Origin of the sequence: Sedimenticola selenatireducens DSM 17993, from assembly GCF_000428045.1 — a bacterium.
Classification (GTDB): domain Bacteria; phylum Pseudomonadota; class Gammaproteobacteria; order Chromatiales; family Chromatiaceae; genus Sedimenticola; species Sedimenticola selenatireducens.
Window position 1 is genome coordinate 113,314 of sequence record NZ_ATZE01000009.1, and the last position, 21,559, is coordinate 134,872.

Annotated in this window: 22 protein-coding genes; 14 read left to right on the plus strand and 8 right to left on the minus strand. The window is 54.7% G+C overall.

The window, feature by feature from the left end; all coding sequences use genetic code 11:
* Nucleotides 1-72: 72 nt before the first annotated feature.
* Both A3GO_RS23125 and A3GO_RS23130 read left to right on the plus strand, forming a co-directional pair.
* A complete protein-coding gene (locus tag A3GO_RS23125) occupies nt 73-2,040 on the plus strand; it encodes a cytochrome c peroxidase (RefSeq protein ID WP_051301972.1) in 1,968 nt (655 codons plus the stop codon).
* Nucleotides 2,033-2,539, plus strand: a complete 507-nt coding sequence (locus A3GO_RS23130) for a TlpA disulfide reductase family protein (RefSeq protein ID WP_051301973.1) — start codon at nt 2,033-2,035, stop codon at nt 2,537-2,539. Before A3GO_RS23125 ends, A3GO_RS23130 begins: the two co-directional genes overlap by 8 nt.
* A 73-nt stretch (nt 2,540-2,612) precedes the next feature.
* Here A3GO_RS23130 and gcvH read toward each other — a convergent pair whose 3' ends face one another.
* The 7 genes from gcvH to fhcD form a co-directional block, all read right to left on the minus strand.
* The gene (gene gcvH, locus A3GO_RS0108180; RefSeq protein ID WP_029132984.1) at nt 2,613-2,993 is read right to left on the minus strand and encodes a glycine cleavage system protein GcvH; all 381 of its coding nucleotides are present in this window, start codon (nt 2,991-2,993) and stop codon (nt 2,613-2,615) included.
* A 63-nt stretch (nt 2,994-3,056) separates the two neighbouring features.
* Nucleotides 3,057-4,271: an OmpP1/FadL family transporter gene (locus A3GO_RS0108185; RefSeq protein ID WP_029132985.1), complete on the minus strand. Its 1,215-nt coding sequence runs from the start codon at nt 4,269-4,271 to the stop codon at nt 3,057-3,059.
* Nucleotides 4,272-4,289: 18 nt separating this feature from the next.
* The gene (locus A3GO_RS0108190) at nt 4,290-4,835 is read right to left on the minus strand and encodes an OsmC family protein (RefSeq protein ID WP_029132986.1); all 546 of its coding nucleotides are present in this window, start codon (nt 4,833-4,835) and stop codon (nt 4,290-4,292) included.
* Between the two features lie 119 nt (nt 4,836-4,954).
* A complete protein-coding gene (locus A3GO_RS0108195; protein WP_037374949.1) occupies nt 4,955-5,572 on the minus strand; it encodes a response regulator transcription factor in 618 nt (205 codons plus the stop codon).
* 8 nt (nt 5,573-5,580) lie between these two features.
* Nucleotides 5,581-7,191, minus strand: coding sequence for a PAS domain-containing sensor histidine kinase (locus tag A3GO_RS23135; RefSeq protein ID WP_051301974.1), 1,611 nt, complete (start codon nt 7,189-7,191; stop codon nt 5,581-5,583).
* An 8-nt stretch (nt 7,192-7,199) separates the two neighbouring features.
* A complete protein-coding gene (locus A3GO_RS25300) occupies nt 7,200-8,012 on the minus strand; it encodes a formylmethanofuran dehydrogenase subunit C (protein ID WP_051301975.1) in 813 nt (270 codons plus the stop codon).
* Nucleotides 8,009-8,905 carry a formylmethanofuran--tetrahydromethanopterin N-formyltransferase gene (gene fhcD, locus A3GO_RS0108210; RefSeq protein ID WP_029132988.1) on the minus strand — a complete coding sequence of 299 codons (897 nt, stop codon included), beginning with the start codon at nt 8,903-8,905 and terminating at the stop codon, nt 8,009-8,011. Before fhcD ends, A3GO_RS25300 begins: the two co-directional genes overlap by 4 nt.
* Before the next feature lie 248 nt (nt 8,906-9,153).
* Between fhcD and A3GO_RS0108215 the strand changes: the two genes are divergently transcribed.
* The 8 genes from A3GO_RS0108215 to A3GO_RS23150 are packed head-to-tail and all read left to right on the plus strand — an operon-like array spanning nt 9,154 to nt 16,821.
* Nucleotides 9,154-10,164 (plus strand): beta-ribofuranosylaminobenzene 5'-phosphate synthase family protein, encoded by a 1,011-nt coding sequence (locus A3GO_RS0108215; RefSeq protein ID WP_029132989.1) that lies wholly within the window; start codon nt 9,154-9,156, stop codon nt 10,162-10,164.
* A gap of 3 nt (nt 10,165-10,167) precedes the next feature.
* Entirely contained in the window at nt 10,168-11,067 is a 900-nt protein-coding gene (locus A3GO_RS0108220) for an NAD(P)-dependent methylenetetrahydromethanopterin dehydrogenase (protein ID WP_029132990.1), read from the plus strand.
* Nucleotide 11,068: 1 nt separating this feature from the next.
* Nucleotides 11,069-12,178 (plus strand): ATP-grasp domain-containing protein, encoded by a 1,110-nt coding sequence (locus tag A3GO_RS0108225; protein WP_029132991.1) that lies wholly within the window; start codon nt 11,069-11,071, stop codon nt 12,176-12,178.
* 1 nt (nt 12,179) lies between these two features.
* Nucleotides 12,180-13,163, plus strand: a complete 984-nt coding sequence (mch, locus tag A3GO_RS0108230; protein ID WP_029132992.1) for a methenyltetrahydromethanopterin cyclohydrolase — start codon at nt 12,180-12,182, stop codon at nt 13,161-13,163.
* A complete protein-coding gene (locus tag A3GO_RS0108235; protein WP_029132993.1) occupies nt 13,160-14,071 on the plus strand; it encodes an ATP-grasp domain-containing protein in 912 nt (303 codons plus the stop codon). Before mch ends, A3GO_RS0108235 begins: the two co-directional genes overlap by 4 nt.
* Before the next feature lie 5 nt (nt 14,072-14,076).
* Nucleotides 14,077-14,991, plus strand: coding sequence for a triphosphoribosyl-dephospho-CoA synthase (locus tag A3GO_RS23145; protein ID WP_169720387.1), 915 nt, complete (start codon nt 14,077-14,079; stop codon nt 14,989-14,991).
* Nucleotides 14,992-15,015: 24 nt separating this feature from the next.
* Entirely contained in the window at nt 15,016-15,528 is a 513-nt protein-coding gene (gene fae / locus A3GO_RS0108245; protein ID WP_029132994.1) for a formaldehyde-activating enzyme, read from the plus strand.
* A gap of 57 nt (nt 15,529-15,585) precedes the next feature.
* Complete coding sequence (locus tag A3GO_RS23150; protein ID WP_084609924.1) at nt 15,586-16,821, plus strand: 6-pyruvoyl trahydropterin synthase family protein; 1,236 nt, start codon at nt 15,586-15,588, stop codon at nt 16,819-16,821.
* Here the strand turns inward: A3GO_RS23150 and A3GO_RS0108255 are convergent.
* On the minus strand, nt 16,814-17,497 hold the full coding sequence (locus tag A3GO_RS0108255; RefSeq protein WP_029132995.1) for a HisA/HisF-related TIM barrel protein: 684 nt from the start codon (nt 17,495-17,497) through the stop codon (nt 16,814-16,816). The two genes, A3GO_RS23150 and A3GO_RS0108255, sit on opposite strands and share 8 nt — an antisense overlap.
* Nucleotides 17,498-17,506: 9 nt before the next feature.
* Here A3GO_RS0108255 and A3GO_RS0108260 point away from each other — a divergent pair, with 9 nt between their 5' ends.
* Genes A3GO_RS0108260 through A3GO_RS23155 form a run of 4 tightly spaced genes read left to right on the plus strand, consistent with a single transcriptional unit; the run spans nt 17,507 to nt 21,464 of the window.
* Nucleotides 17,507-18,505, plus strand: coding sequence for an ATP-grasp domain-containing protein (locus tag A3GO_RS0108260; protein WP_029132996.1), 999 nt, complete (start codon nt 17,507-17,509; stop codon nt 18,503-18,505).
* Nucleotides 18,462-19,547 carry a hydantoinase/oxoprolinase family protein gene (locus tag A3GO_RS0108265; protein ID WP_084609928.1) on the plus strand — a complete coding sequence of 362 codons (1,086 nt, stop codon included), beginning with the start codon at nt 18,462-18,464 and terminating at the stop codon, nt 19,545-19,547. Before A3GO_RS0108260 ends, A3GO_RS0108265 begins: the two co-directional genes overlap by 44 nt.
* Entirely contained in the window at nt 19,538-20,923 is a 1,386-nt protein-coding gene (pabB, locus tag A3GO_RS0108270) for an aminodeoxychorismate synthase component I (RefSeq protein ID WP_029132998.1), read from the plus strand. The genes A3GO_RS0108265 and pabB overlap by 10 nt, the downstream gene beginning before the upstream one ends.
* Nucleotides 20,910-21,464: an amino acid kinase family protein gene (locus tag A3GO_RS23155; protein ID WP_051301978.1), complete on the plus strand. Its 555-nt coding sequence runs from the start codon at nt 20,910-20,912 to the stop codon at nt 21,462-21,464. Before pabB ends, A3GO_RS23155 begins: the two co-directional genes overlap by 14 nt.
* Nucleotides 21,465-21,559: the final 95 nt, after the last annotated feature.

Below are 21,559 nucleotides of genomic sequence, written 5' to 3' on the forward strand. Positions count from 1 at the left end.
CACCGGCAGGGGATTCCTGCCCTCTTACCCCGGAGGGCATTTTTTAATCTCTGGATGTGCGGAGTATTCTGTATGAGCGTAATCAAGCAGCATGGGATATATGCCATAGCCGTCATTCTACTGAGCGCACTAATGACTCACAGTCCGCTTGCTGCGCCTGCACGAGAGCAGCCTGCAGTAGTTGCGCCATTCTATACAAAGGCCGAGTACCCACCGCCGAAAGTGGGCAGCTACAAGCTACCACCGTTTGGAGTGGCAGCGGATGGCAGGGTGATCGATGCGGATGGCAAAGAGGGAAGATTGCACGATTTCTTTGGCCACGGGAAAATTATTCTGCTGAGCTTTATCTACAGTACCTGTAGCGATGTCAATGGCTGTCCGTTGGCAACGGCAGTCATGTATGACATCCAGCGTAAAATAAAAAATGATCCTGTTTTACGTGATCGCTTGCAGATGCTGAGTTTGAGCTTTGATCCGGTATATGACACGCCTGAAGTATTGTCCCTTTACGGTGGGGGGTACGCAGATGCCGGAAACTGGCGTTTTCTGACCACTGCGTCATGGAAGGAGTTGGAACCGATACTTGATAGCTACAACCAGCCGGTTATCAGGGATGTGGATGAGCAGGGTAGGGAGTTATCGACATTTTCACATATTCTCCGGGTGTTTCTGATCGATCCAGAGAAGCGCATCCGCAATATCTACAGTGTCTCTTTTCTCTATCCTGAACTCATTATCAATGATGCCAAGACGATACTGCAGGATAGCGTGCCTAAGTACGAACGGTATAGCCCAAACGAGTTAATAAAAGTATCCGAACTTTCCAGGCCAGGTGATTATAAGGGAGGATATGAAACATCTGGATACGTGACGCAGAGTCAGTCGGTTGCGGAACGTACCGGAGAAAAAGCCGACCTGTCTCACTACCTGGTACGACCCCCACTGGGTTTGCCTGCCATTCCTCAGCCCGAGGATAATCCGGTTACCCATGCCAAGGTGGAACTCGGAAGAAAGCTGTTCTTCGATCGCCGGTTATCGCTGAATGACACATTCTCTTGCGCTATGTGCCACATACCTGAACAAGGATTTACCAATCATGAACTGGCGATTGCGGTTGGTCTGGAAGGACGGAGTGGGCGTAGAAATTCCCCCACCATTTATAATACCGGTTACCTGTCCCGGTTGTTTCACGACGGCCGCGAAGAGTCGTTGGAACAGCAGGTGTGGGGGCCATTACTGGCCGTGAATGAGATGGCCAATCCCTCGGTCGGTGCGGTGATTGGGAAAATACGCAAAATTCCTGATTACGCCGGCATGTTTGAGGCTGCGTTTAATGGCCGAGGCGTCAGTATGGAAACATTGGGGATGGCCATCGCAAGCTATGAGCGTCTTCTTGTGTCGGGTAATTCACCCTTCGACCGCTGGCACTATGGTGGCGAAACCAACATTCTGAGTGAATCGGCAAAACGGGGGTATGCGCTTTTCACCGGTAAGGCCGGTTGTGTAAGCTGTCATCAAATTGGCACGGAGGCCGCACTTTTCACGGATGATGCCATGCATAACACGGGTGTGGGATACCGTGAATCGATGGGTATTAAACCCGAGAAAGAGAAGATACTGGTGGCACCCGGTGTTTATCTGGAAGTCGACAGGGAGATTATTGACGCAGTCGGCCATCCGCCACCCGCAGACGTGGGTCTCTATGAAGTGACCCAGAATCCCCATGACCGGTGGAAGTATCACACCCCATCATTGCGGAATATTGCATTAACGGCACCCTACATGCATAACGGCTCTTTAAGCACTTTGCGCGAGGTGGTTGATTTTTATAACGAGGGCGGTATTGAGAATGAACTGCTGGATGTAAGGATTAAACCACTGGGCCTGTCCGAAGGCGAGCGGGAAGACCTGGTGGCCTTTCTGGAAAGCCTGACCGGTGATAACGTGGATACTATTATCGCTGACGCATTCGCTGCCCCGATAGGCGATATTACCGAGGCGGATCCCAACTGGGCCAATCAGAAGGCTAGTCATGAGTAAACTACTTTGTCTGGGTTTGATTCTCTGGATCTGTTATAGCAGCGTAGGCGCATCAGAGGGTATCGAGCGTGTAGACCCACCTCAAGATATTACTGATTTTTCTCTGGCCGGCATCGATGGGAAACAACACAGCTTCGAGGATTTCCGAGGAAAGTACCTGCTGGTCAACTTTTGGGCTGTCTGGTGTGCGCCCTGTCGTGCTGAAATGCCCTCGTTACAACGCGCCTACGAAAAATTGAGTAATCCGGGATTTGAGTTGCTTGCCATTCATGCGGGTCCGAGCATCGAAACCGCGCAGCAGTATGCCAACCAGTTAAATCTCGAATTTCCTATCCTGGTTGATCAGGAACTGGCACTGACTGGCTGGGGCATACGGGGATTACCATCCACATTTATAATTGACCCCCAGGGCCGCATAATTGCCGAGGCTGTGGGGGAGCGGGTATGGGATACACCCGGTATGCTTAAAACAATCACCGATTACATGAGAAAAAAATAGAGCCAGTACTTGACTGGCTCGTTGTGATAACGCTGTGTTTCGTATCCCGGCAAGTAGCGCTTGTCGGGGTTGCTTATTCCGAGATCAAATCTTCATAGGAAGCCGCATCCAGCAGGCATTCGTAGGCGTCCGGATCAAAGTCTGTCACACGCACCAGCCAACCCGCTTCATAGGGATCGTCATTGATCATCTCGGGATCAATATCAGCGCTGCCATTTAATTCAACAACAGTTGCATTGAGCGGGGCAATCAGATCGGATGCGGTTTTCATCGACTCAACAGTGCCACAGCTGTCGCCGGCAATAATGCATTGACCCTTTACGGGAAGATTCAGGCTAACCACGCTTCCCAGGGCGGACTGTGCATAATCGGTGATGCCTATCACCAGTTCATCCTTGTCCAAAAGTGCCCAGACATGCTCCGAGCTGTAACGACGATCATCAGGTAACTGCATAGCTAACTCCAAACAATGAAAAATGCCGTCGCTCGAAAGCGACGGCTGAAGGTAAAAAATCGATCAATCAAAGTGCCAGGTCAATGCGCCGCCAACCTGCCATGCCCCGGCGTCGACCCGGGTTTCGCCAATGGTCTTGGCCCGGTCCAGGGCCACGCTGGCATGGGCATCCAGGGTCAGCATTTTGCTCATGTTCCAGCCAACACCGAGGGTGACCTGGTCCTCCCACACCACTTCGCCGTTGGTGGCCTGCACATAACGGGTCAGTGCCGGGTTAAGCGGAACCGTGGCGCCACCCACCAGTAGCGAGGTGATGCTGCCCACGTTTGAACCGACATTTTTCTTGATCGGACTGTCCGCGTGGGAAAAGCCGACCCGCAGTTTATAGGGGCCGGTCGTATACTGGGCACCCAGGGCAAAGACGGTCTGGTTGTCATACAAATCGCGATAGCTGTCGGCGCTCTCCCAATCTTTCCAGACTACATCTGCGGCGATGAGCAGTTTTCCACCGGCGAGGCTCTCGTTCGCAAAGCCGAATCCGACTTCCTGGGGCTGCTCGAAGGTGGGACTGTGGAAACCGGTGGTGGAATACTGAACCATGTTGTCGTATTCAATTGACAGCGGTGACCGGTAATAGAGCCCCAGCGTGTTGTCATCCATGCTGTAGTTCGCACCCAGCGTAGCACGCAGACCGAAGTTGCTGGTGGATGAGGTATTGCTGTTCAGGCCCGCTTGGCCAAATCCCATACCCAGGGTCGCCACAGCGCCCAGAGACAGGTTGTCGTTGACCTGGTAGGCGGCACCGGCGTTGGCGCCGAACACCATGATCTCCGCCAAGGGACTCAGGCTGCCGGGCACCTTGCGGAAGTCGGAACCGATTCCGGCAACCACGCCCAGTCCCAGACCCAGGGTCACCCGGTCATTCAGTGACTGGGCAATGGCTATGCTTGGAATCAAGTAAGGCCCCGCATCCGACTCTCCAGACCAGGCCGTACCTGTAATGGTGCCATCATGCAGGGCATCCACGTCCTGCGCGTAGAATGTGGCGCCAAACATGAAGTGGGTGCCGTTGAACTGAGTAAGCGAAGCGGGATTGCCAAAAACCGCCGAGCCGGTATCCTGGGGGCGGGCAATGCCAACGCCCCCCATACCCCCCGCCGCCGGCATCATGGTGAGATTAAGGTCAGTGCCATAATTGGCCGCATTCAGTTGAGTGCATGTCATGGACAGACCGGTAACCAGGCCTGCATATTTGAGTTTGCTGCTGAATCGTGTCATCAAGAGTCTCCAGCAGCATCAAGCGGCGTTTGAATTTGGTGCGGTGTGTGCCTGGCCATTGACTTTTACTTTTCCAGTCACGGATTGAGCCTGGACAAGAATGTCGAGAACAGGGCAGTGATTTTCTACTACATGAATCAGTTTGCTGATGTTTTCACTGTCTGCCGAGCTGGTGATTTCAGTATCAAATGTGATGCGACTAAAACCGGGGGTTATCGATTCATCCAGACCAAACATTCCTTTCAGGTCCAGGTAGCCACGGACCTTAACAGATACTGCTTCCAACGGAATCTCCATGACCGAGGCATAAGCGGAGTACATGATCTCCTGGCAGGTGCCCAGGGCGACCAGCACCAGCTCAACAGGATTGGCGGCGCTGTCCTGCCCGCCCAGCTCCAGTGGCTCATCGATGGTGAAGGGTGCAAAATCGCGGATCTTTGCGCTGCATCTTACATCCTCCTCCCATGCGGTATCTGCGCGAAAAACTACGCCCGACATGGCGGGATTGTTTTTGATGCCTTCGATTGTGTTTAGCAGTGCGGTTCTTACGCTTGCCTGGGACATGATATCTCCTCCAGATGGTTCTAATAATGGTGCAGCACGGTTTCTGTGATGCTGTCTGTGAAGATATGTTGCGATGGATATCGTGCCTATTCGCAAGACTACGATAGGTATCCGTAATACTACTTACACGTAAGAATTTGTTGGATATTATTGATCTGTTTCGCAAGGGCAGTGACAGAATCGACGTCCATCTTTTTCAGAATGCTGGCGCGATGGGATTCCACGGTGCGTGGGCTGAGTGCAAGTTCTCGGGCAATGATTTTGTTGCTCTTCCCATCCAGCAAGTGAGTCAGTGTTTGTCTTTCACGAGGTGTCAAAAGACTGAGTCTTGATCTTAACTTATCGTCTTCGGCGTGCAGTAGACGCTGTTGTCGATCTATTTCAAGTGCCTCGTGAATTCGTTGCAGCATGACATGATTGCGAAAAGGCTTCTCGATAAAGTCGATCGCATTACGGCGCACCATTTTTACCGCCATTGCAATATCACCATGGGCCGACATGGCGATCAGGGGCAGGTTGATTTTTCTCTCCAGCAACACCTGCTGTAGCTGAATTCCATCCATACCCGGCAGACAGATGTCTGTGATGAGACAGCCTGGGATCTCGTTGCTGTAGCTGGAGAGAAAATCATCAGCCGTTGCAAAGCGTTCGGCAGTCAGGCCGACCGACTCCACCAATGTCACCAGGGCATCCCGTACCGCAGGGTCGTCATCAATGATAAATACCCGTTGAATCATTATACGTCCTATACCCTGCAGGGCAGGGTGAGTGAGAACAGACTGCCGGGATCTGCCGGTTGATACCGGAGTCTGCCCCCGTGCGCCTCGGCAATGCTGTGACTCAGGGCCAATCCGATACCCAGGCCTTGCTCTTTAGTCGTAATAAATGGGGTAAACAGATTGGGACGTATTTTGTCGGGAACACCGCCCGCATAGTCACGGATCATGATAGTGACATCAGAATCGCCCGCCATGATGTCGATAGATAACTTTCTGGGATTATCGGGGTTCAGAACAGTGGCCTGGATGGCATTGGTGATCAGGTTGAGTATGACCTGTTCTATCTGTACGCGATCGACCCAGATGTCGGGCAGTGGATCATCATGTGTCACATTGATGATTAATCCTTGCCGACGTCTTTCCGGGTCAATGAATTCAAGCATGTTTTCTATCAGTGACAATGCCTGATTAGCCTGCGGCTTCGGTGTCTTCTTGCGTACAAAGTCACGCAAACGTTGCAGAATGCCGTTGGCGCGCTCAGTCTGACAGACGATCTTTTGCAGGATCTGATCGACTTTAGTCGGATCCTTGCCATAAGGACGTGCATTCAGGAGAACGGCTGATTCAGCATAACTGGATATAGCACAGAGCGGCTGGTTTAGTTCATGCGCCAGCCCGGTTGCCAGTTCACCAATGGTGCTCAGACGGCAGACATGGGCCAGTTCTTCATGCTGGCGGCGCATCTTATCTTCGGACTGTTTTCGATCGTCAATATCCCGGGTAATGGCCAGCAGTGCGGTGACTTTACCCGTATTATCCCAAAGTGGCGCGGCATGAGTTTCGAGCCAGCGGTGCGCGCCGCTGATTCCCGTCACTTCAAATTCCATGCATCCGGGATTTCCAGCAAAGACCTCCTGGGTGAGTACCTGATAGGCTTCGTGATACTCACTGTTCAGGAACTCATAGACCGACCGACCAATCACTTCAGTGGAGTGAGTGGCATTCAGCAGGACAAGCCCAGCGGGGTTCATCTCCAGGATTGTACCGTACCGGTCCTGCAGTTTGACGCACTCGGGTTCGGATTCAATAATGGTTTGGAGACGATTGCGCTGTTCCTCCATCTGGTAACTCATCTGCTTACGTTCTTCAATATCCCGTGTGATCGCGAGAAGCGCTTTGATATCACCCTGGTCATTGCGTAAAGGTACTGCATGTGTTTCAAGCCAGCGACGGCGTCCTTCAAAAGTAATCAGTTCAAACTCCATGCACTCGCTGTTACCCAAAAATACACTGTCAGTCAGTTTCTGATAGGCTTGATGATATTCTGGCGCAATAACGCTATAAACCGATTGACCAACAATGGTTGCCGGAGTATCGGTTTCCAGAAGCGATAGTCCGGTGGCATTAATGCGCACGATGGTGCCGTCCGCGTTCTGCAGTTTGACGCACTCAGGCGCTGAATCGAACATGGTTCTGAACAGTTCTGCCTGTTCACTCAGCTGTTCATGCATTTCACTGCAGCGCTTGCGTGCAGCAACCAGCTTCTGTCTGACCAGGGTATTATGATTTTGTAACCAGAACAGCCTCGCCAGGAGGGGAAAAAGAATAAGGCAGCCAATCAGAAGGTTAGATCCCATAATGGTGCCTAGGTAAGAATGATAATTTCACCCAGACCCTGACAGGCAAGATCACCGACATAACGGTCAACATGACGTGCAAAAGAAACTTCAGGTGTTTTGCCCGCAAGGTAGTGACGAAGCTGCCGTATAACCAGGGTGAGCATGATGAGGGATAAAGAACCGTTGTGGTTCAGGGTAACGGGGAGTTGATCGGGCCGGTGATTGAGTAGAATAGTTCCGCGGCGCATGCCAAGGCCGGTATGTTCACCAGTACGCCCGCCTACATAAATAGTGCCGGCAATCATGCGATACCCGGCGAGATCGCCCGCATCACCCTCGATGATCAGCAGGCCACGCCTCTGACACTCACCCGCACGATCACCGGCGTGGCCCTGTACATGTATGACACCGCCATTCTGTCCGCACAAACCGCCCGCGCTAGGGGCACCGGTAGCGTTGCCGACATTGCCCTGCACAATGATTTCTCCACCCTGCATGGCACTGCCAGTGAAATCACCGCCATTGCCATTAACGAGCAGTCTGCCTCCCATCATCCCGGACCCCGCATGGTTCCCGGCATCACCGGAGAGGGTTATCGTCCCCGAGGCCATTCGGGCGCCGATGTAATCCACCCGATTATTGCCGAGTATAATGATCAGTTCATCCATCGGGTCACCCTCCACACTGAAGAGCGACGATAATGGAACCATTTGGTGATCGGCTGTGATCCGCAACTGCTCGATGGCAGGTAGCTCAAGAGTGGCAAGTCGCTGCGGCGTGATTCCCCGGAGATCTATACGCCCCTTCTGTTCATTGATCTGGCGCAGTATCAGGCTCATGCCATTACCTCATGTAATTTGAAGTGAAACTGCCCCAGTTTGCCGCCATAGTTGCCCGCAGAGATGCGTCTTATTCCCCGCTCGCGGCCATGACTGCAGACGGTTTCAATGCCGGCGCGCATCGCCAGTATGATATCGTCCGGCGTAAGCCCATTCACAACGATTTCCAGCACTGCCCCGGTCTTGTCATCCAGTTGCGTCTCAACAAGTCCGCGCAGGGTAGGGCAGTAGGCCTGATTGGTGGATGCGACCAGTGCCTTGTACTTGGAGCCGACTTTTGATCCCGAGCGCACAATCCCGCCGGGAAAGGGCAAGATGACATTCGGTAGTTGCCGCATTGCTATTACCGCATCTTCGCAGGCCGTCAAGGCTTCAGGCAGGGTATCAGCCAATACCAGGAAATTCCCGCCTCCCACGGCAGCGCAGCGTCCGGTGTCCTGCTCTGCGATGAATTCTCCATCCATTACCGGAATTCGCCAGTAGCGTTTGCCATCAAGCAACTTGCTGATCTGATACCCATCTCCGAAGTAGCGCAGGGTCTTTCCAAGCGGTAGTCGCTCACTGCCATCCATTCCGGCGTAGACCGCGGTTGTCGGGCAGGTGAGTATGCATTGCCCGGTTCGCCGTTCCAATGCCTTGGCAAGGTCTTTGGTTGACATACCAAAGAGCAGAATGCTGACCCCGGGTCGACCATCGGGTGTCTGGTCGGCGGTCAGGTCGGATTCGATACCTGCCTCAACGCCGCAGCCGATTACCGAGGTGGCGAAGCCGGTCATGGTTTCTCCAGCCTGCCGGGCCCAGTGCAGATTGAGCGCGGTAATGATGATTCGGGTGGCCCGCATACCAAATGCTTCCGCAAACGTATCTTCGATTGTGACCCCATTAATCTGCATCAAGTTAACCATTTTACTAATTGATTGGACTCACCAAGGCAAAAGCTATGCCGGGATGGGCGGGGGTAGCGTTGGGCGCCACTGTGGCCTGCTGCAAAGCGCCATGGGGTGTCTGATTGTCATGGGTGCGCCGTAGGGTCGTGACACAGTGACTCATGACAGACGCACCCGTCAGCGTAAGACCCTACAAATCCGGCCGTTTTTATACGCTTGAGAAAACAGGCACGGGGTTTGCAATTGCAGCTCGTATGAGAGATCAGTGGTCATATCGTCAACAGCATCAGCGTGTCTTTGTCAGTACGGCAGCACGACTACATCTTGGTTTTCTCGATATCAGTGGAGCCCTGGGCAGGCGTTTTGGCAGTCTCGGACTTAGCATCGATGCCTTCAGGACATCCCTGCATATGCAGATTGCCCCCACGGTCAGTGCCTCCGGCCCCTCAGCAGAACGGGCTGTCGGCTATGCCAGGAAAATGCTTGGCCTCCTGGGCATCAGGGAAGGGGTGGAGATCGGTATTGATGAAGCGATTCCCGACCATGCCGGGTTGGGTTCAGGCACCCAGATGGCTCTGGCTGTCGGGCACGCTATCCACCTGCTGTTTGGTTTGTCCACAAACACGTCTCAGGTGGCGATCCAGATGCAGCGAGGTCGGCGCTCGGGCATTGGCATTGGTGGCTTTGATCATGGTGGTTTCATGGTTGATAGCGGAGTCAGTGAGCAGGATGGTCCGCCGCCGCTCACCGTGCAGATGCCATTTCCGGAAGCGTGGCGTGTGCTGTTGGTGATGGATAGAGGTGGCCAGGGTCTGCATGGCCAGCAGGAGGTAGAGGCGTTCAGGCGTCTACCCCCCTTTCCTGCCGATCAGGCGGCTCATCTCTGTCATTTGACGCTGATGCAGATATTGCCCGGAATCAGAGAACAGCGGCTGGGTCCGGTTGCTGCAGGAGTTGCCGAACTGCAGCGCAGCGTCGGAGATCATTTTGCTCCCGCACAAGGGGGGCGTTATACCAGCCCGGCTGTGGCTGATCTTTTGAATTGGGCGGAGTTGCAGGGCTATGCCGGGGTCGGACAAAGTTCCTGGGGTCCCACGGGCTTTATTTTGCTGCCCGACCAGGCTTCTGCCATACAGCTCAAGGAGCAGGCACGCCAGCGTGTTGGCGAGTTCTCCCCGCTCTGTTTTGAAATAGCCGCAGCCTGTAATGAGGGGAGCCATGTGGTGATTGAATCGACCCGTCCGGTCACGAAGGAAGCCCGCTAACGTATGAATTACCAGACCATTCTGCACATGTTTACTGAAGTGCCTAACTTGAGTCCATTTGATGTCAATATGGCGATTGATGCGGGGTGGAATCATTGTATTCCGTACACCGGGTTGGGGGTAGGGCAGGTGGCGGACTTCACCCAGGATGTAATTTTTTCCCGCGGACCTAAAAGGGTAAAGCGCACCGGTATCTTTATCGGTGGTCGTGATATCCACCGTGCGATGGATATGCTGAATGCTGCCCGGAAGGCGATGGTGCCGCCGTTTGAGGTCTCTGTGTTTGCCGATCCCAGCGGTGCATTTACCACGGCTGCGGCGATGGTGGCCTGTGGTGAAAAAGCCTATCGGCGGCGAACCGGCGATTCGCTCCAGGCCAAGAACGTGGTTGTGTTTGGCGGCACCGGACCCGTGGGTCTGACCTGTGCGATGCTTGCAGCACAGGCCGGTGCACATGCAATCATCGTCAGCCATGAGAGCAAGGAAAAGGCTGATGTGGCGGCGGCCTTCTGCGGTGAACGTTACGAGACCGTGATTACGGGTGCAGTAGGGAGCGGTGATGCAGAGATATGTGCGCTCCTGTCAGAGGCAGATCTGGTGTTCGGTGCCGCCAAGGCGGGTGTTCAGATATTGAATGATCGGCACCTGGCGTCTGCACTATCGGTACAGGTGTTCTGTGATGTCAATGCGGTGCCGCCTGAAGGTATAGCCGGCCTTGGCGTTATGGATAATGGTGTTGAATTGGCATCAACGCCGGCAGGTGCTCTGGGCATCGGTGCGCTGGCGGTGGGTAATGTGAAGTATCAGACCCAGCGCGCCTTGTTGCAGCAGATGATTGATACCGATAAGCCGGTCTATCTGGACTTCTCACAGGCACTGGTTGTGGCCCGGAGCAAGGTGTGAGATGAACCGGGCAGAGTATCTCCTCATTGTGGGTAACAGTGTGCGCTATCTTGCGCAGTCCGCCTCGCGTGGCGGTTATGCGGTGACCGGCGTGGACCTGTTTTCGGATGAGGATACGCAGGCCGCCTGTCACACCGCTGTCAAAACAGTACGGCAGGATGTCGAGGGGCTTGTAGATGTCTGTCTCGGTCAGGACATGGTGGCGAACACCGCCTGGATATATGGTGCGGGGTTCGAGGCCGAACCAGAGCGGTTGCAGCAGCTGGAATCACTGGGCCGCTGTCTGGGTAACAGTCCGCGGACGCTGATGCTGTTGTCTCAGCCTGCCAGCTTTTTTCCCCTGCTGGATGACCTGGCGATCAGTTACCCGCGGGTGTCATTCAGGCGGCCGCGCAAGCCGTGTGGCTGGTTAAGAAAAGTCGCCGGCAGTTATGGTGGCCTGGGTGTCCGGTATGCCCAGACGGATGCCGCCGATAACCGGGTACATTATTTTCAGCGTCTGATTCCGGGCCCTGTCTGTTCGCTCACTTTTCTTGCCAATGGTAGTGAAATAGAGGTGCTGGGGATTAATAAGTTGCATGCAGTGAATCCCGGTCTGGGTGATTTTCGTTTTTCTGGCGTGTACTCCAAGTTCAATCCGGGTGATGAGCACAGGCGGCAGATGATTGACATGGCGCGGAAATTGACGGCATCCCTGCAGTTATGCGGTGCGAATGGTATCGATTGCGTGTTCGAGGGTGATCAGGTGCTCCTATTGGAGCTGAATGCCCGCCCTCCGGCCACGCTTGAACTCTATGAGCAGGCGCTTCCGGAAGGTGGCGTGGCGGCGCATATCGCTGCCTGTAACGGCATGCTCAGTGAACCGTCCCTGGAAGGCCAGGCTCAGGGATACCGGGTCTACTATGCGGAACAGGATCAGGTAATCGGCCGGGTACCCTGGCCGGATTGGTGTAGTGATCGTCCGCCAGCCGGCACCTGTTGCCTGAAGGGGGCACCGGTCTGTGGCTTGCATGCGACGGGTAACTCCAGCATCGAGGTGGCTGGACTTCTGCAGGAGAGGCTTGAACAGATCCGCTCCCTCGTCGCCTTGTCGAATCAGGAGGCGGCCTGATATGGCATTGCAAAATAACCCCGCTTCGATGAATCGGCATACCCGTAGTCTGGTTGATTCCCTGTTGCTGGATTCAGCGTCGCTCAGACTGTTGCCGCAACAGCTGGAGAATGGCGTTACGGTTATCGATGCCGGTATTAAATGTCATGGCGGTCTGGAAGCGGGTAGACGGATTGCCGAGATCTGCATGGGTGGGCAGGGACACGTATCACTGCAGGCGGCGGGTACGGTGTCGGGCTGGACCTCCAATATTACCGTGCACAGCAACCAGCCGGTGCTGGCCTGTCTGGGGAGTCAATATGCAGGCTGGAGTCTGTCGCATGGTGAGGGCAAGTCGGCATTTCACGCCCTGGGCTCCGGTCCGGGCCGCATCCTTGCGCGTAAGGAAAAACTCTACGATCACCTGGGCATTGAAGATAGCGCGGATTGTGCCACGCTGGTGCTGGAAGTTGATCAACCGCCCCCCCTTGAACTGACCGAACGTATTGCGCTGGATTGCGGTGTATTACCGGAGCAACTGCGTCTGATACTGACGCCGACCCGCAGTTTGGCCGGTACTACCCAGGTGGTTGCGCGGGTGCTGGAGGTCGCGCTGCACAAGGCGCATGAACTGGGTTTTGAACTGAGGCACATCGTGGATGGACTGGCGACCGCGCCGCTACCACCGCCTGCGCCGGATTTCCTGCAGGCGATGGGCCGAACCAATGATGCCATTCTGTTTGCCGGACAGATACATCTGTTTGTTACCGGTGAGGACAGTGCGGCACAGGCCCTTGCGGATGCGCTGCCCAGTAGCACTTCAAGTGACTACGGACGACCCTTTGCGGAGATATTCAAATCCTATGAGTACGACTTCTTCAAGATCGATCCGCTGCTGTTCAGCCCGGCACGTATCACCGTAAGCAACCTTGATTCAGGACGCAGTTTTACCCATGGCGTGATTGATCATGAGCAGTTGCTGGTCTCTTTCGGGGTCTCGCTATGACGCTACAGGTTGCGGTCGTGACGGATGATCCGGGCTGGCATGGCAAGCGGCTGCATGAAGCCTTTATGGCGCGGGGAGTAACCTGTCTGTTTAGCTCGCTGACACATGCGCGTATCGAGATGGATCAGCAGATCCAGGTAGTGCTTCCCGGTTTTGAGTCGGGTCTGCCGGATGCGGTTTTTGTGCGGGGTATTCCCGGCGGTACATTGCAACAGGTGGTGTTCCATCTGAATGTACTGCATATCCTGCAAGCGCTGGGTGTACGGGTCTATAACGATGGTCGCGCCATTGAGCGGTCGGTTGACAAGGGTCTGACGACGGCGCGGTTGTCTCAAAAGGGTATTCCGACACCGGCCACCTGGGTCTGTGCCGAACGGCCGATGGCTGAAGCGATAACCGAACGGGAAACGGCGTGTGGACATCAATTGATTTGCAAACCCCTGTTCGGATCACAGGGCAAGGGGATCGTACTGGTTAAAAACCGTGCCGATCTTCCTGATGCCGATGCGATACACCACGTCTGGTATCTGCAACGATTTATTGAACAGTCGGATGATCTGGCCTGCGACTGGCGGGTGTTTGTCATTTCAGGTGTGGCGGTGGCTGCCATGCGCAGGAGTACTTCAGGTTGGTTGGCAAATGTAGCGCAAGGCGGTATCTGCCATGCCGCGGTACCGGAAGGGGAACTGAAACACCTGGCGGAACAGGCTGTTGCCTGCGTTGATATGGACTATGCCGGGGTGGATTTGATGCGTGATGCACTGGGCAACTGGTGGGTGATTGAAATTAACAGTGTTCCCGCCTGGCGTGGCTTGCAGCGTGTTACCTCGGTAAACATCGCCTCCGTGCTGGCAGACGACCTGTTGATGAAGTGTCGCCATTCGCAGGCATGCGAGGCGCTTCAATGAACCCGATGACAACAGAACTTCTTGCAAAGTGGTACCTGGAGGCCTGTGTATTGGATGTGGCTGCACTGAAGCCAGGAAATGTATCGATTCATTCGGCCGGTCATGGAATGGATGCCGAGCTGTTTGTACAGAGTGCTCTGGCCAGTGCGGAGATGATTACGGAACCCGGCCAGGTACTCGGAAATCGCATTTATGGTGCGGTAAAGGCCACTCAGGATGCGGTTCGGTGTAATACCAATCTGGGCATCATTCTACTCTGCGCACCGATTATTCAGGCGGCTATTGATTATCCTGAAGAGAGATTGGAGACAGCGCTTCTCAAGGTGTTGTCCGCTGTTCGTGCAGAAGAGACGAATAGAGTGTTCGCGGCAATACGGTTGGCTAATCCGGGTGGGCTCGGTCGGACAGAATCCCATGATGTGGCCGGTCCCGCTACCAGTCCCCTGGTGGAAGTGATGGCTCTGGCGGCTGACAGGGATTTGATCGCCCGGCAATATGCCAACGGTTTCCATGAGCTATCCAGCGTAATTCTGCCTTATCTGATCGACGCTTTCCAACGCCATGCCGATGAAGAGACTGCTGTCACTGATCTGTTTCTTTATCTGCTGGAGAGTTATCAGGACAGCCACATTCAACGAAAGCAGGGAACGGCACGAGCGATCGCGGTTTCCCGGTGGGCTGCTGACGTGCATCAAAAATATCTCACTGCTGCTGCTGACTCGGCACGACATCTGTTGTTGCTCGAAATGGACCGGCAACTCAAACAGCAAGGTATAAATCCTGGTACGACGGCAGACTTCTGTGTTGCTGGCGTATTCATCCATCGTTTGCAAAGGCAAACGATAAACAGCGCCGGGGTTGCCCGGAATTATCCGCGGATGATGAGGCCGATTCAGGCCAAAACACCGCTAATACTATAAGCCAACAATCTGAGGAGATCCGATATGGCAGTTATTAACAAGACTATGGTAGGTGAATCACTGGTCGGCGACGGCAATGAAGTGGCACACATCGATCTGATCATGGGGCCACGCGGCTCTGCAGCAGAGACGGCTTTCTGTAATGGTCTGGTCAACAATAAAGATGGCTTTACATCACTGCTGGCTGTTGTGGCACCGAACCTGCCCTGTAAGCCGCACACGATGATGTTCAATAAGGTGACCATCAAGGGTGCGGCGCAGGCCGTTCAGATGTTTGGGCCGGCACAGCGTGGCGTGGCCATGGCTGTCGCCGATTGCCTTGAGGATGGCACCATTCCTGCCGATGAGGCGGATGATGTGTTTATCTGCGTGGGGGTGTTTATTCACTGGGAGGCGGCGGATGACGCCAAGATCCAGGACTACAACTACGAGGCAACCAAGCAGTCAATCAAGCGGGCTGTTGCTGGTACGCCTACTCCTGCAGAGGTGATTGCGGGTAAGTCGACCAACGAGCATCCGTTTGCTGCACACGCCTAAGTGATCGTTGTGGGGTCCATTGGGCCCCACACTTTTTCTCCTCGTCAGGAGCAGGTTATGCACTGTTTGGAATGTGGCGAAACAGTATCTCAATTGGATAACGGGCATTTGCTCGAATGCAGCAACCTGACAATCCAGGAGTATGCAATACGTCACCAGCTGCCACTGGATTTGATTCTGCATAGTGATCAGATTAACCAGCCTGATCATATTGAAAATTATGCCCGCCCTGTTGCCAGACCGACAGAGGCGGCGCGACAGGCCCTGTTGGGGCTGCGCTGGGCGGGATTGCTACAGGAAAATGATGGTTTCGTCGATGTGGCTGGTGAAGTACGCCGCCTGGACCTGCTGTTGTGGACTCTGAATCATCTGGTTGATTACGGTTTTCAGTTTCATCAGATTTATGAATACCGCTCGGATACACATCGTGTAGTGGCGAAAAATCTTCTCCGGGCACCGTTGCGAAATCTGGTTCATGACTGGGCAATGCCTGAACCACCACCTGCCTTTTTGGGCGCTCTGGCAGTGTACATGGCCCACCGTGCGGAGTGGCATGCGGGTTACCTGTTTATGCTCTTCAGCCGACCGATTTATGCCGAGGCCGTTCGTGAACATTTGGCCTGTAATTTTCACATCCATTGTCAGGTGCTGGATGCATCCGGTGAATCAGATGCAACAGGTGGTTCACTGTTACGCACGCTGACACTGGCTGATGGTGACAAACTGCTTGAGTTGATGAAGGATCGCTTGATGACCATGCCGACGGCCTGGGAACGTTTTCAGGCCATTACACCACAGGCAAGTGTGACCAAGGAGCTGGTTTTTGATTCCGCCCATTTTATTACTGACCATCCGGCCAAATGCTCCAACCTGCATGGAGGGCGTTATGTCCTGCAGGTGGAAGTGACCGGGCGTATCGATCCGGTAACCGGATGCGTGGTGGATTATGGCTATCTGAAACGTGTGGTAAACCGGCTGATCATCGAACGTTTTGATCATCATCATCTGAACTATGCAGCGGAGGAGTTGGCCTGGCGGTCCAGCACCGAAATGCTATGCGTCTATATCTGGGAACAGTTGATTGAATATCTCCCCGGATTGAGTGGCATACGTCTGTATGAGACGACTAATTCATGGTGTGACTATCAGGGAAGATCACTGGCTGAACAGCAGGTACAGGGTTCCGAATCATTGTTATATCCATTTCGTGCCAAAAGCGATTATACAGAACTTAGACGACGCCTGATTCAGCAACCGGGCAAACCCAGGATGACGGCATGCTCGGTCAGCTGAAATGCCGGATATCCGCCGCGGTCAACGCGCCATTGTGCAGCGCGCTTGCCAATAATACTCCGGCGGCGCCGGCTGATTGCAGTTTTTCGATATCAGAACGGTTGCGCACTCCACCGGCCATGTACAGGGTCGCGTCAGGCGCGACCGACTGCCAGCAGGTGAGTCGTTCCATGTCGGGACCCTGCAATGATCCCACGCGGGAGAGGTTCATCAGAATTAGGGTGTCCGGACGGCGTGCACTATCGCGCGTGATACCTGAAGGATCGCGCAGATTATCGTCGACCGAATCGATAGAGAGAATCGTCTGGTCGACTGGGAACCAACGGTTGAATTGCCAACTTTCAGAGCCGATGACCGGTCGGAATGCGAGTTGAGATTGCAATGCCTGGATTGCTGCAGGAGAGGAAAAGCCCGCGTCTACCCAGAGAATCAGTTGGGGAAAGGTGTGAGCGATTGTTTGCAGGGTCAGGAGATTATTGCCCATTCCCTGGATGGCATCCAGGTCTGCCAGGTAAAGCTGCTGCATGCCTAAGTCATCGTAAAGTCTTGCTATCAGCGGCATGACTTCACCCTGGCGGCATAACGGTGAGTCAACTGGTCGATACCCGGCGCGACGCCCTCGAATGGCGTGAACCGCCTGGCCTTGCAGAAGATCAATGACAGGGATGATATTCAAGGAGTTTGTATGCGGATCTTTGTATTTGAATACATAACCGGTGGTGGTTGTGTGAACGAGGAGATGATACCAAGTCTGAAGGCGGAAGGCGATATGATGCTTAACGCCATTGTCCGTGACCTGACGGAACTGGAATCAATTGATGTGCTGATCAGTCGTGACGTGCGCCTGGATTCGCTCTCCCTGCCAACCAACATCCACTGGGTAGAGGATGACTGGTGGAGCGCCTGGCTTACCTGTGTCAATGAAGTCGATGCGGTGTTGCCCATTGCTCCGGAAACCAACGGCGTCCTGGAGTCACTGTGTCGTGCCGTTGAAGCGTCTGGAAAACTGTTGCTCAATAGCAGTGCCGAGGCGGTGTCTATAGCATCCAGCAAAAAGGCGACCGTGGACTGTCTGGCCATGCAGGGAGTTCCGGTGATACCCACCTGGCGGTTTGGGGCCCATCCCCGCTTTAATAATCAGCCACTGGTGGTGAAACCTGATCAGGGCGTGGGTTGTCAGGATATTCACATCATTGCGGATGAAGCAGCACTGATTGAGTATGTAAAAAGTCGTGACCCGATTATTGAGTGGGTGGTACAGCCCTACATGGCGGGCCAGTCGATCAGCATGTCGATTATGGTGGGTCACAGTTGTGTCTGTCTGGTCGGCACAAATATTCAGCGGGTGGTGCAGATGAACGACGGCTTTTACCTGCTGGGGTGTGTTGTCAACGGACTCAAGAGCCACCAGGTGGAACTGCTTGAATTGGCGAAGGGGATCTGCGCGGCGATTCCAGGGCTGTGGGGCTATGTTGGCGTGGATCTGATTCTTACCGAGCAGGGCCCGGTTGTCCTGGAGATTAACCCCCGGTTAACCACCGCATATGTCGGATTGAGTCAATCGACCGGCAGGAATCTGGCGGCGATGATCATGCAACTCGCCGAGTGCCCAGGCGCACTGCCGACGGGATTGATCACCGGTGAGTGTGTACATATCGACCTGGAGCTGGGCCGTGTCGCCTGAGCGGGGAGTGATTGGCTGGGATGTCGGTGGTGCCCACCTTAAGGTGGCCTGGCAGGATCGGCGCGGTACTTTGCGGCGCGTGGAGATCCGGGCGACACCCTTGTGGCAAGGATTGGAATCGCTGGATCTGACGATACGGGAGCTGGCGCAGGAGTTGCCGCTACAAATGTGCGAGCACCGTGTCACCATGACGGCGGAGCTGGTTGACCTGTTTGACGACCGCCGGTCGGGTGTCTGTGAACTGGTTGACTGGCTGAGCGTCAGATTGCCGCCACAGCAGCTCTTTTTTTTCGCAGGCCAGGAGGGATTTGTTCCCGCCGCTGTGGCCTCTAATTTTTATGAGCAGATTGCCTCAGCCAATTGGCTGGCGACAACCAGCTTTGCAGCTTCGGTGATTGCCTCTGGTGTGATGATCGATGTCGGGAGTACCACCAGTGACCTGCTGCCATTCGATAAGCACCAGCTACAAAACAGGGGTTTCACTGATCGTGAACGTCTTTTGCATGGTGAGATGATCTATGCGGGCATCGTGCGTACGCCGCTGATGGCGATTACCGATCGGGTTCCGTTTAAAGGTGATTGGTTGACCCTCGCCAATGAACATTTCGCCACTACAGCGGATATCTACCGCATCCTGGGTGATCTGCCGGAACATGCCGACCTCTATCCGGCTGCTGATGGCAAGGGCCACTCAATAACGGCCAGCATGCGACGATTGTCGCGCATGATCGGAGCGGACCTGGGCGATGGCTCCGATGCTGACTGGTATCGATTGGCGGCTTTTTTTGCGGATCGTCAACTGGATGCGCTCTCATTGACGTGTCAGCGGCAGTTGAGTCTCGGATTGGCTGATTCCGCGACCCTGATCGGAGCCGGAGTTGGACGGTTTCTGGTCCAGCGTGTGGCGGATCGGCTTGGGTGCCCCTATATCGATATTGGACAACTGCTCACGCAGGGGGAATACGGTGCAAAGGCCGCGGATTGCGCCCCGGCAGTCGCACTACTGCGTCTGCAGCAATGCCGGAGTGCCGTATGTGCCTGAGAGTGCGAATACCCTACCAGCCCGATAGCGCCGCGCTGTTTGCGCGTATTGCCGAGAAATCCTGGGCGGTGTTTCTGGATAGCGGATATCCCCGCACCAGCGCCGGTCGCTACGACATCCTGGCGGCCGACCCTTATCTGACCCTGACCACGCGGGCCAATATTACCGAGATACGCGGTGAAGCTAGCATACGCCTGAGTCCGGATGATCCTTTTGCACTCTTGCAAGAAGTGTTGGGTGCGCATACAGAGAGTGCTGCGGATTTACCCTTTGGCGGTGGCGCAATCGGCTGGTTCTCCTATGATCTGGCATGGCGCATTGAACGGCTGCCGGAACAGCCGGACAATCGGGATCAAGTTCCCGAAATGGTAATCGGCCTTTATGACTGGGCTGTCGTGGTGGATCATAAACTATGCCGCAGCTGGCTGGTTGCTGAGGGGAGGGACCAGCGTACCCGTGAGCGCTGGTGGTCGCTGATAAAGCTTTTCTGCACCCCGTCAAGGCCGCGGATAAAACGTCCGTTCCATATTACGGGTCCGATCCGAAGCAATATGGATCGCGCCACTTATGTGGCGGCGTTTCAGCGTATTAAGCAGTACATTCTGGATGGCGACTGTTATCAGGTGAATTTTGCGCAACGCTTTTCAGCGCCGGCGGAAGGTGATGGCTGGAGTGCCTACCAGGAGTTGCGGCGAATGAATCCCGCTCCATTTTCCGCCTATCTCAAAACACCTCATGCAGAGATACTCGGCTCATCACCCGAACGTTTTTTAAAGCTTAAGGGCAAACAGGTGGAAACCAAGCCGATTAAAGGAACACGACCCCGGGGTGATACGCCGGAAGGCGACTCCGCCATGGCCAGAGAGTTGGCATCAAGCTCCAAGGATCGCGCCGAAAATCTGATGATAGTGGATCTGCTGCGCAATGACCTGGGCCGGGTTTGTAATGCCGGAACAGTAAAGGTGCCGGAAATATTTTCTGTTGAGAGTTATGCCACCGTACATCACCTGGTCAGCACGGTAACCGGAGAGCTGAGGGAAGATCAGGATGCGATTGGATTGCTGCGTGCCTGTTTCCCCGGTGGTTCTATTACAGGCGCACCCAAGATTCGCGCCATGGAGATCATTGCGGAACTGGAGCCGGATTGCCGCGGGCCCTATTGCGGCTCGATAGCCTATATCGGTTTTGATGGCCGGATGGATAGCAATATCGTGATACGCACCCTGGTCTACAACCAGGGGGAGATATGCTGCTGGGCGGGCGGCGGTATCGTGCATGATTCCGAAGTCAATGCCGAATACCAGGAGACCTTTGACAAGGCATCTGCCCTGTTGCGTTTACTCAAAGAGAGCCAATGGTCCAATGTGGGTAGTTAAGATCGGCGGCAGTCTGTATGACAGTCCACAACTCGAGGCTTGGCTGCGGGTGATCGCGGCGGGTGAACACCCGGCCATCCTCGTGCCAGGAGGTGGGCCGTTCGCCGATCAGGTACGTGTGGCGCAACAGCGCTGGCAATTTGATGATGCCACAGCCCACAGCATGGCGCTCTGCGCAATGGATCAGTACGGTCTGTTGATGTCAGGCATCGAAGAACGACTGCAAACGGCAGCTGATCCGCAACAGTTGAAACAGATAGTGGCAGATGGTCACAGTGCCGTCTGGCTGCCTGCCGCGGCAGACCCTGACGTGGAGCCTAGTTGGCGGGTGACTGCTGATAGCCTGGCACTCTGGCTTGCTGCAAAAGTCGGGGCGGAAGGTGTATTGCTGGTCAAGTCGGCCCCGTTGACAACAGCGGGTTCGGATCTGCTGGATGCGGCGTTCGATGAGTTTCAGCGGCAGTGGGGCGGCAAGGTCAGGCTGGCGCATCGTGATGGGAGCAGTGACTGGCCGGCTTTGTCGGGTTCCGCCTTCGGCTAACCCGACCTACTGCGCGGATTGTTCGCCTCGAATGCAGGTCGGATTGGCGCAGCCTAATCCGACAACCATTCTACTTAAAGTTTTACCTCCGCTTG

Excerpts from the sequence above, each read along its gene's own strand:
- A3GO_RS25300 (WP_051301975.1), bottom strand. The coding sequence starts at position 8,012 with ATGAGCCTGATACTGCGCCAGATCAATGAACAGAAGGGGCGTATAGAT.
- A3GO_RS23150 (WP_084609924.1), top strand. The coding sequence starts at position 15,586 with ATGCACTGTTTGGAATGTGGCGAAACAGTATCTCAATTGGATAACGGG.
- A3GO_RS0108235 (WP_029132993.1), top strand. The coding sequence starts at position 13,160 with ATGACGCTACAGGTTGCGGTCGTGACGGATGATCCGGGCTGGCATGGC.
- A3GO_RS23130 (WP_051301973.1), top strand. The coding sequence starts at position 2,033 with ATGAGTAAACTACTTTGTCTGGGTTTGATTCTCTGGATCTGTTATAGC.
- gcvH (WP_029132984.1), bottom strand. The coding sequence starts at position 2,993 with ATGCAGTTACCTGATGATCGTCGTTACAGCTCGGAGCATGTCTGGGCA.
- mch (WP_029132992.1), top strand. The coding sequence starts at position 12,180 with ATGGCATTGCAAAATAACCCCGCTTCGATGAATCGGCATACCCGTAGT.
- A3GO_RS0108195 (WP_037374949.1), bottom strand. The coding sequence starts at position 5,572 with ATGATTCAACGGGTATTTATCATTGATGACGACCCTGCGGTACGGGAT.
- A3GO_RS0108215 (WP_029132989.1), top strand. The coding sequence starts at position 9,154 with ATGAGAGATCAGTGGTCATATCGTCAACAGCATCAGCGTGTCTTTGTC.
- A3GO_RS0108260 (WP_029132996.1), top strand. The coding sequence starts at position 17,507 with ATGCGGATCTTTGTATTTGAATACATAACCGGTGGTGGTTGTGTGAAC.
- A3GO_RS0108185 (WP_029132985.1), bottom strand. The coding sequence starts at position 4,271 with ATGACACGATTCAGCAGCAAACTCAAATATGCAGGCCTGGTTACCGGT.
- A3GO_RS0108190 (WP_029132986.1), bottom strand. The coding sequence starts at position 4,835 with ATGTCCCAGGCAAGCGTAAGAACCGCACTGCTAAACACAATCGAAGGC.
- A3GO_RS0108225 (WP_029132991.1), top strand. The coding sequence starts at position 11,069 with ATGAACCGGGCAGAGTATCTCCTCATTGTGGGTAACAGTGTGCGCTAT.
- fae (WP_029132994.1), top strand. The coding sequence starts at position 15,016 with ATGGCAGTTATTAACAAGACTATGGTAGGTGAATCACTGGTCGGCGAC.
- A3GO_RS0108220 (WP_029132990.1), top strand. The coding sequence starts at position 10,168 with ATGAATTACCAGACCATTCTGCACATGTTTACTGAAGTGCCTAACTTG.
- fhcD (WP_029132988.1), bottom strand. The coding sequence starts at position 8,905 with ATGCAGATTAATGGGGTCACAATCGAAGATACGTTTGCGGAAGCATTT.
- A3GO_RS23145 (WP_169720387.1), top strand. The coding sequence starts at position 14,077 with ATGACAACAGAACTTCTTGCAAAGTGGTACCTGGAGGCCTGTGTATTG.
- A3GO_RS23135 (WP_051301974.1), bottom strand. The coding sequence starts at position 7,191 with ATGGGATCTAACCTTCTGATTGGCTGCCTTATTCTTTTTCCCCTCCTG.
- A3GO_RS23125 (WP_051301972.1), top strand. The coding sequence starts at position 73 with ATGAGCGTAATCAAGCAGCATGGGATATATGCCATAGCCGTCATTCTA.
- pabB (WP_029132998.1), top strand. The coding sequence starts at position 19,538 with ATGTGCCTGAGAGTGCGAATACCCTACCAGCCCGATAGCGCCGCGCTG.
- A3GO_RS23155 (WP_051301978.1), top strand. The coding sequence starts at position 20,910 with ATGTGGGTAGTTAAGATCGGCGGCAGTCTGTATGACAGTCCACAACTC.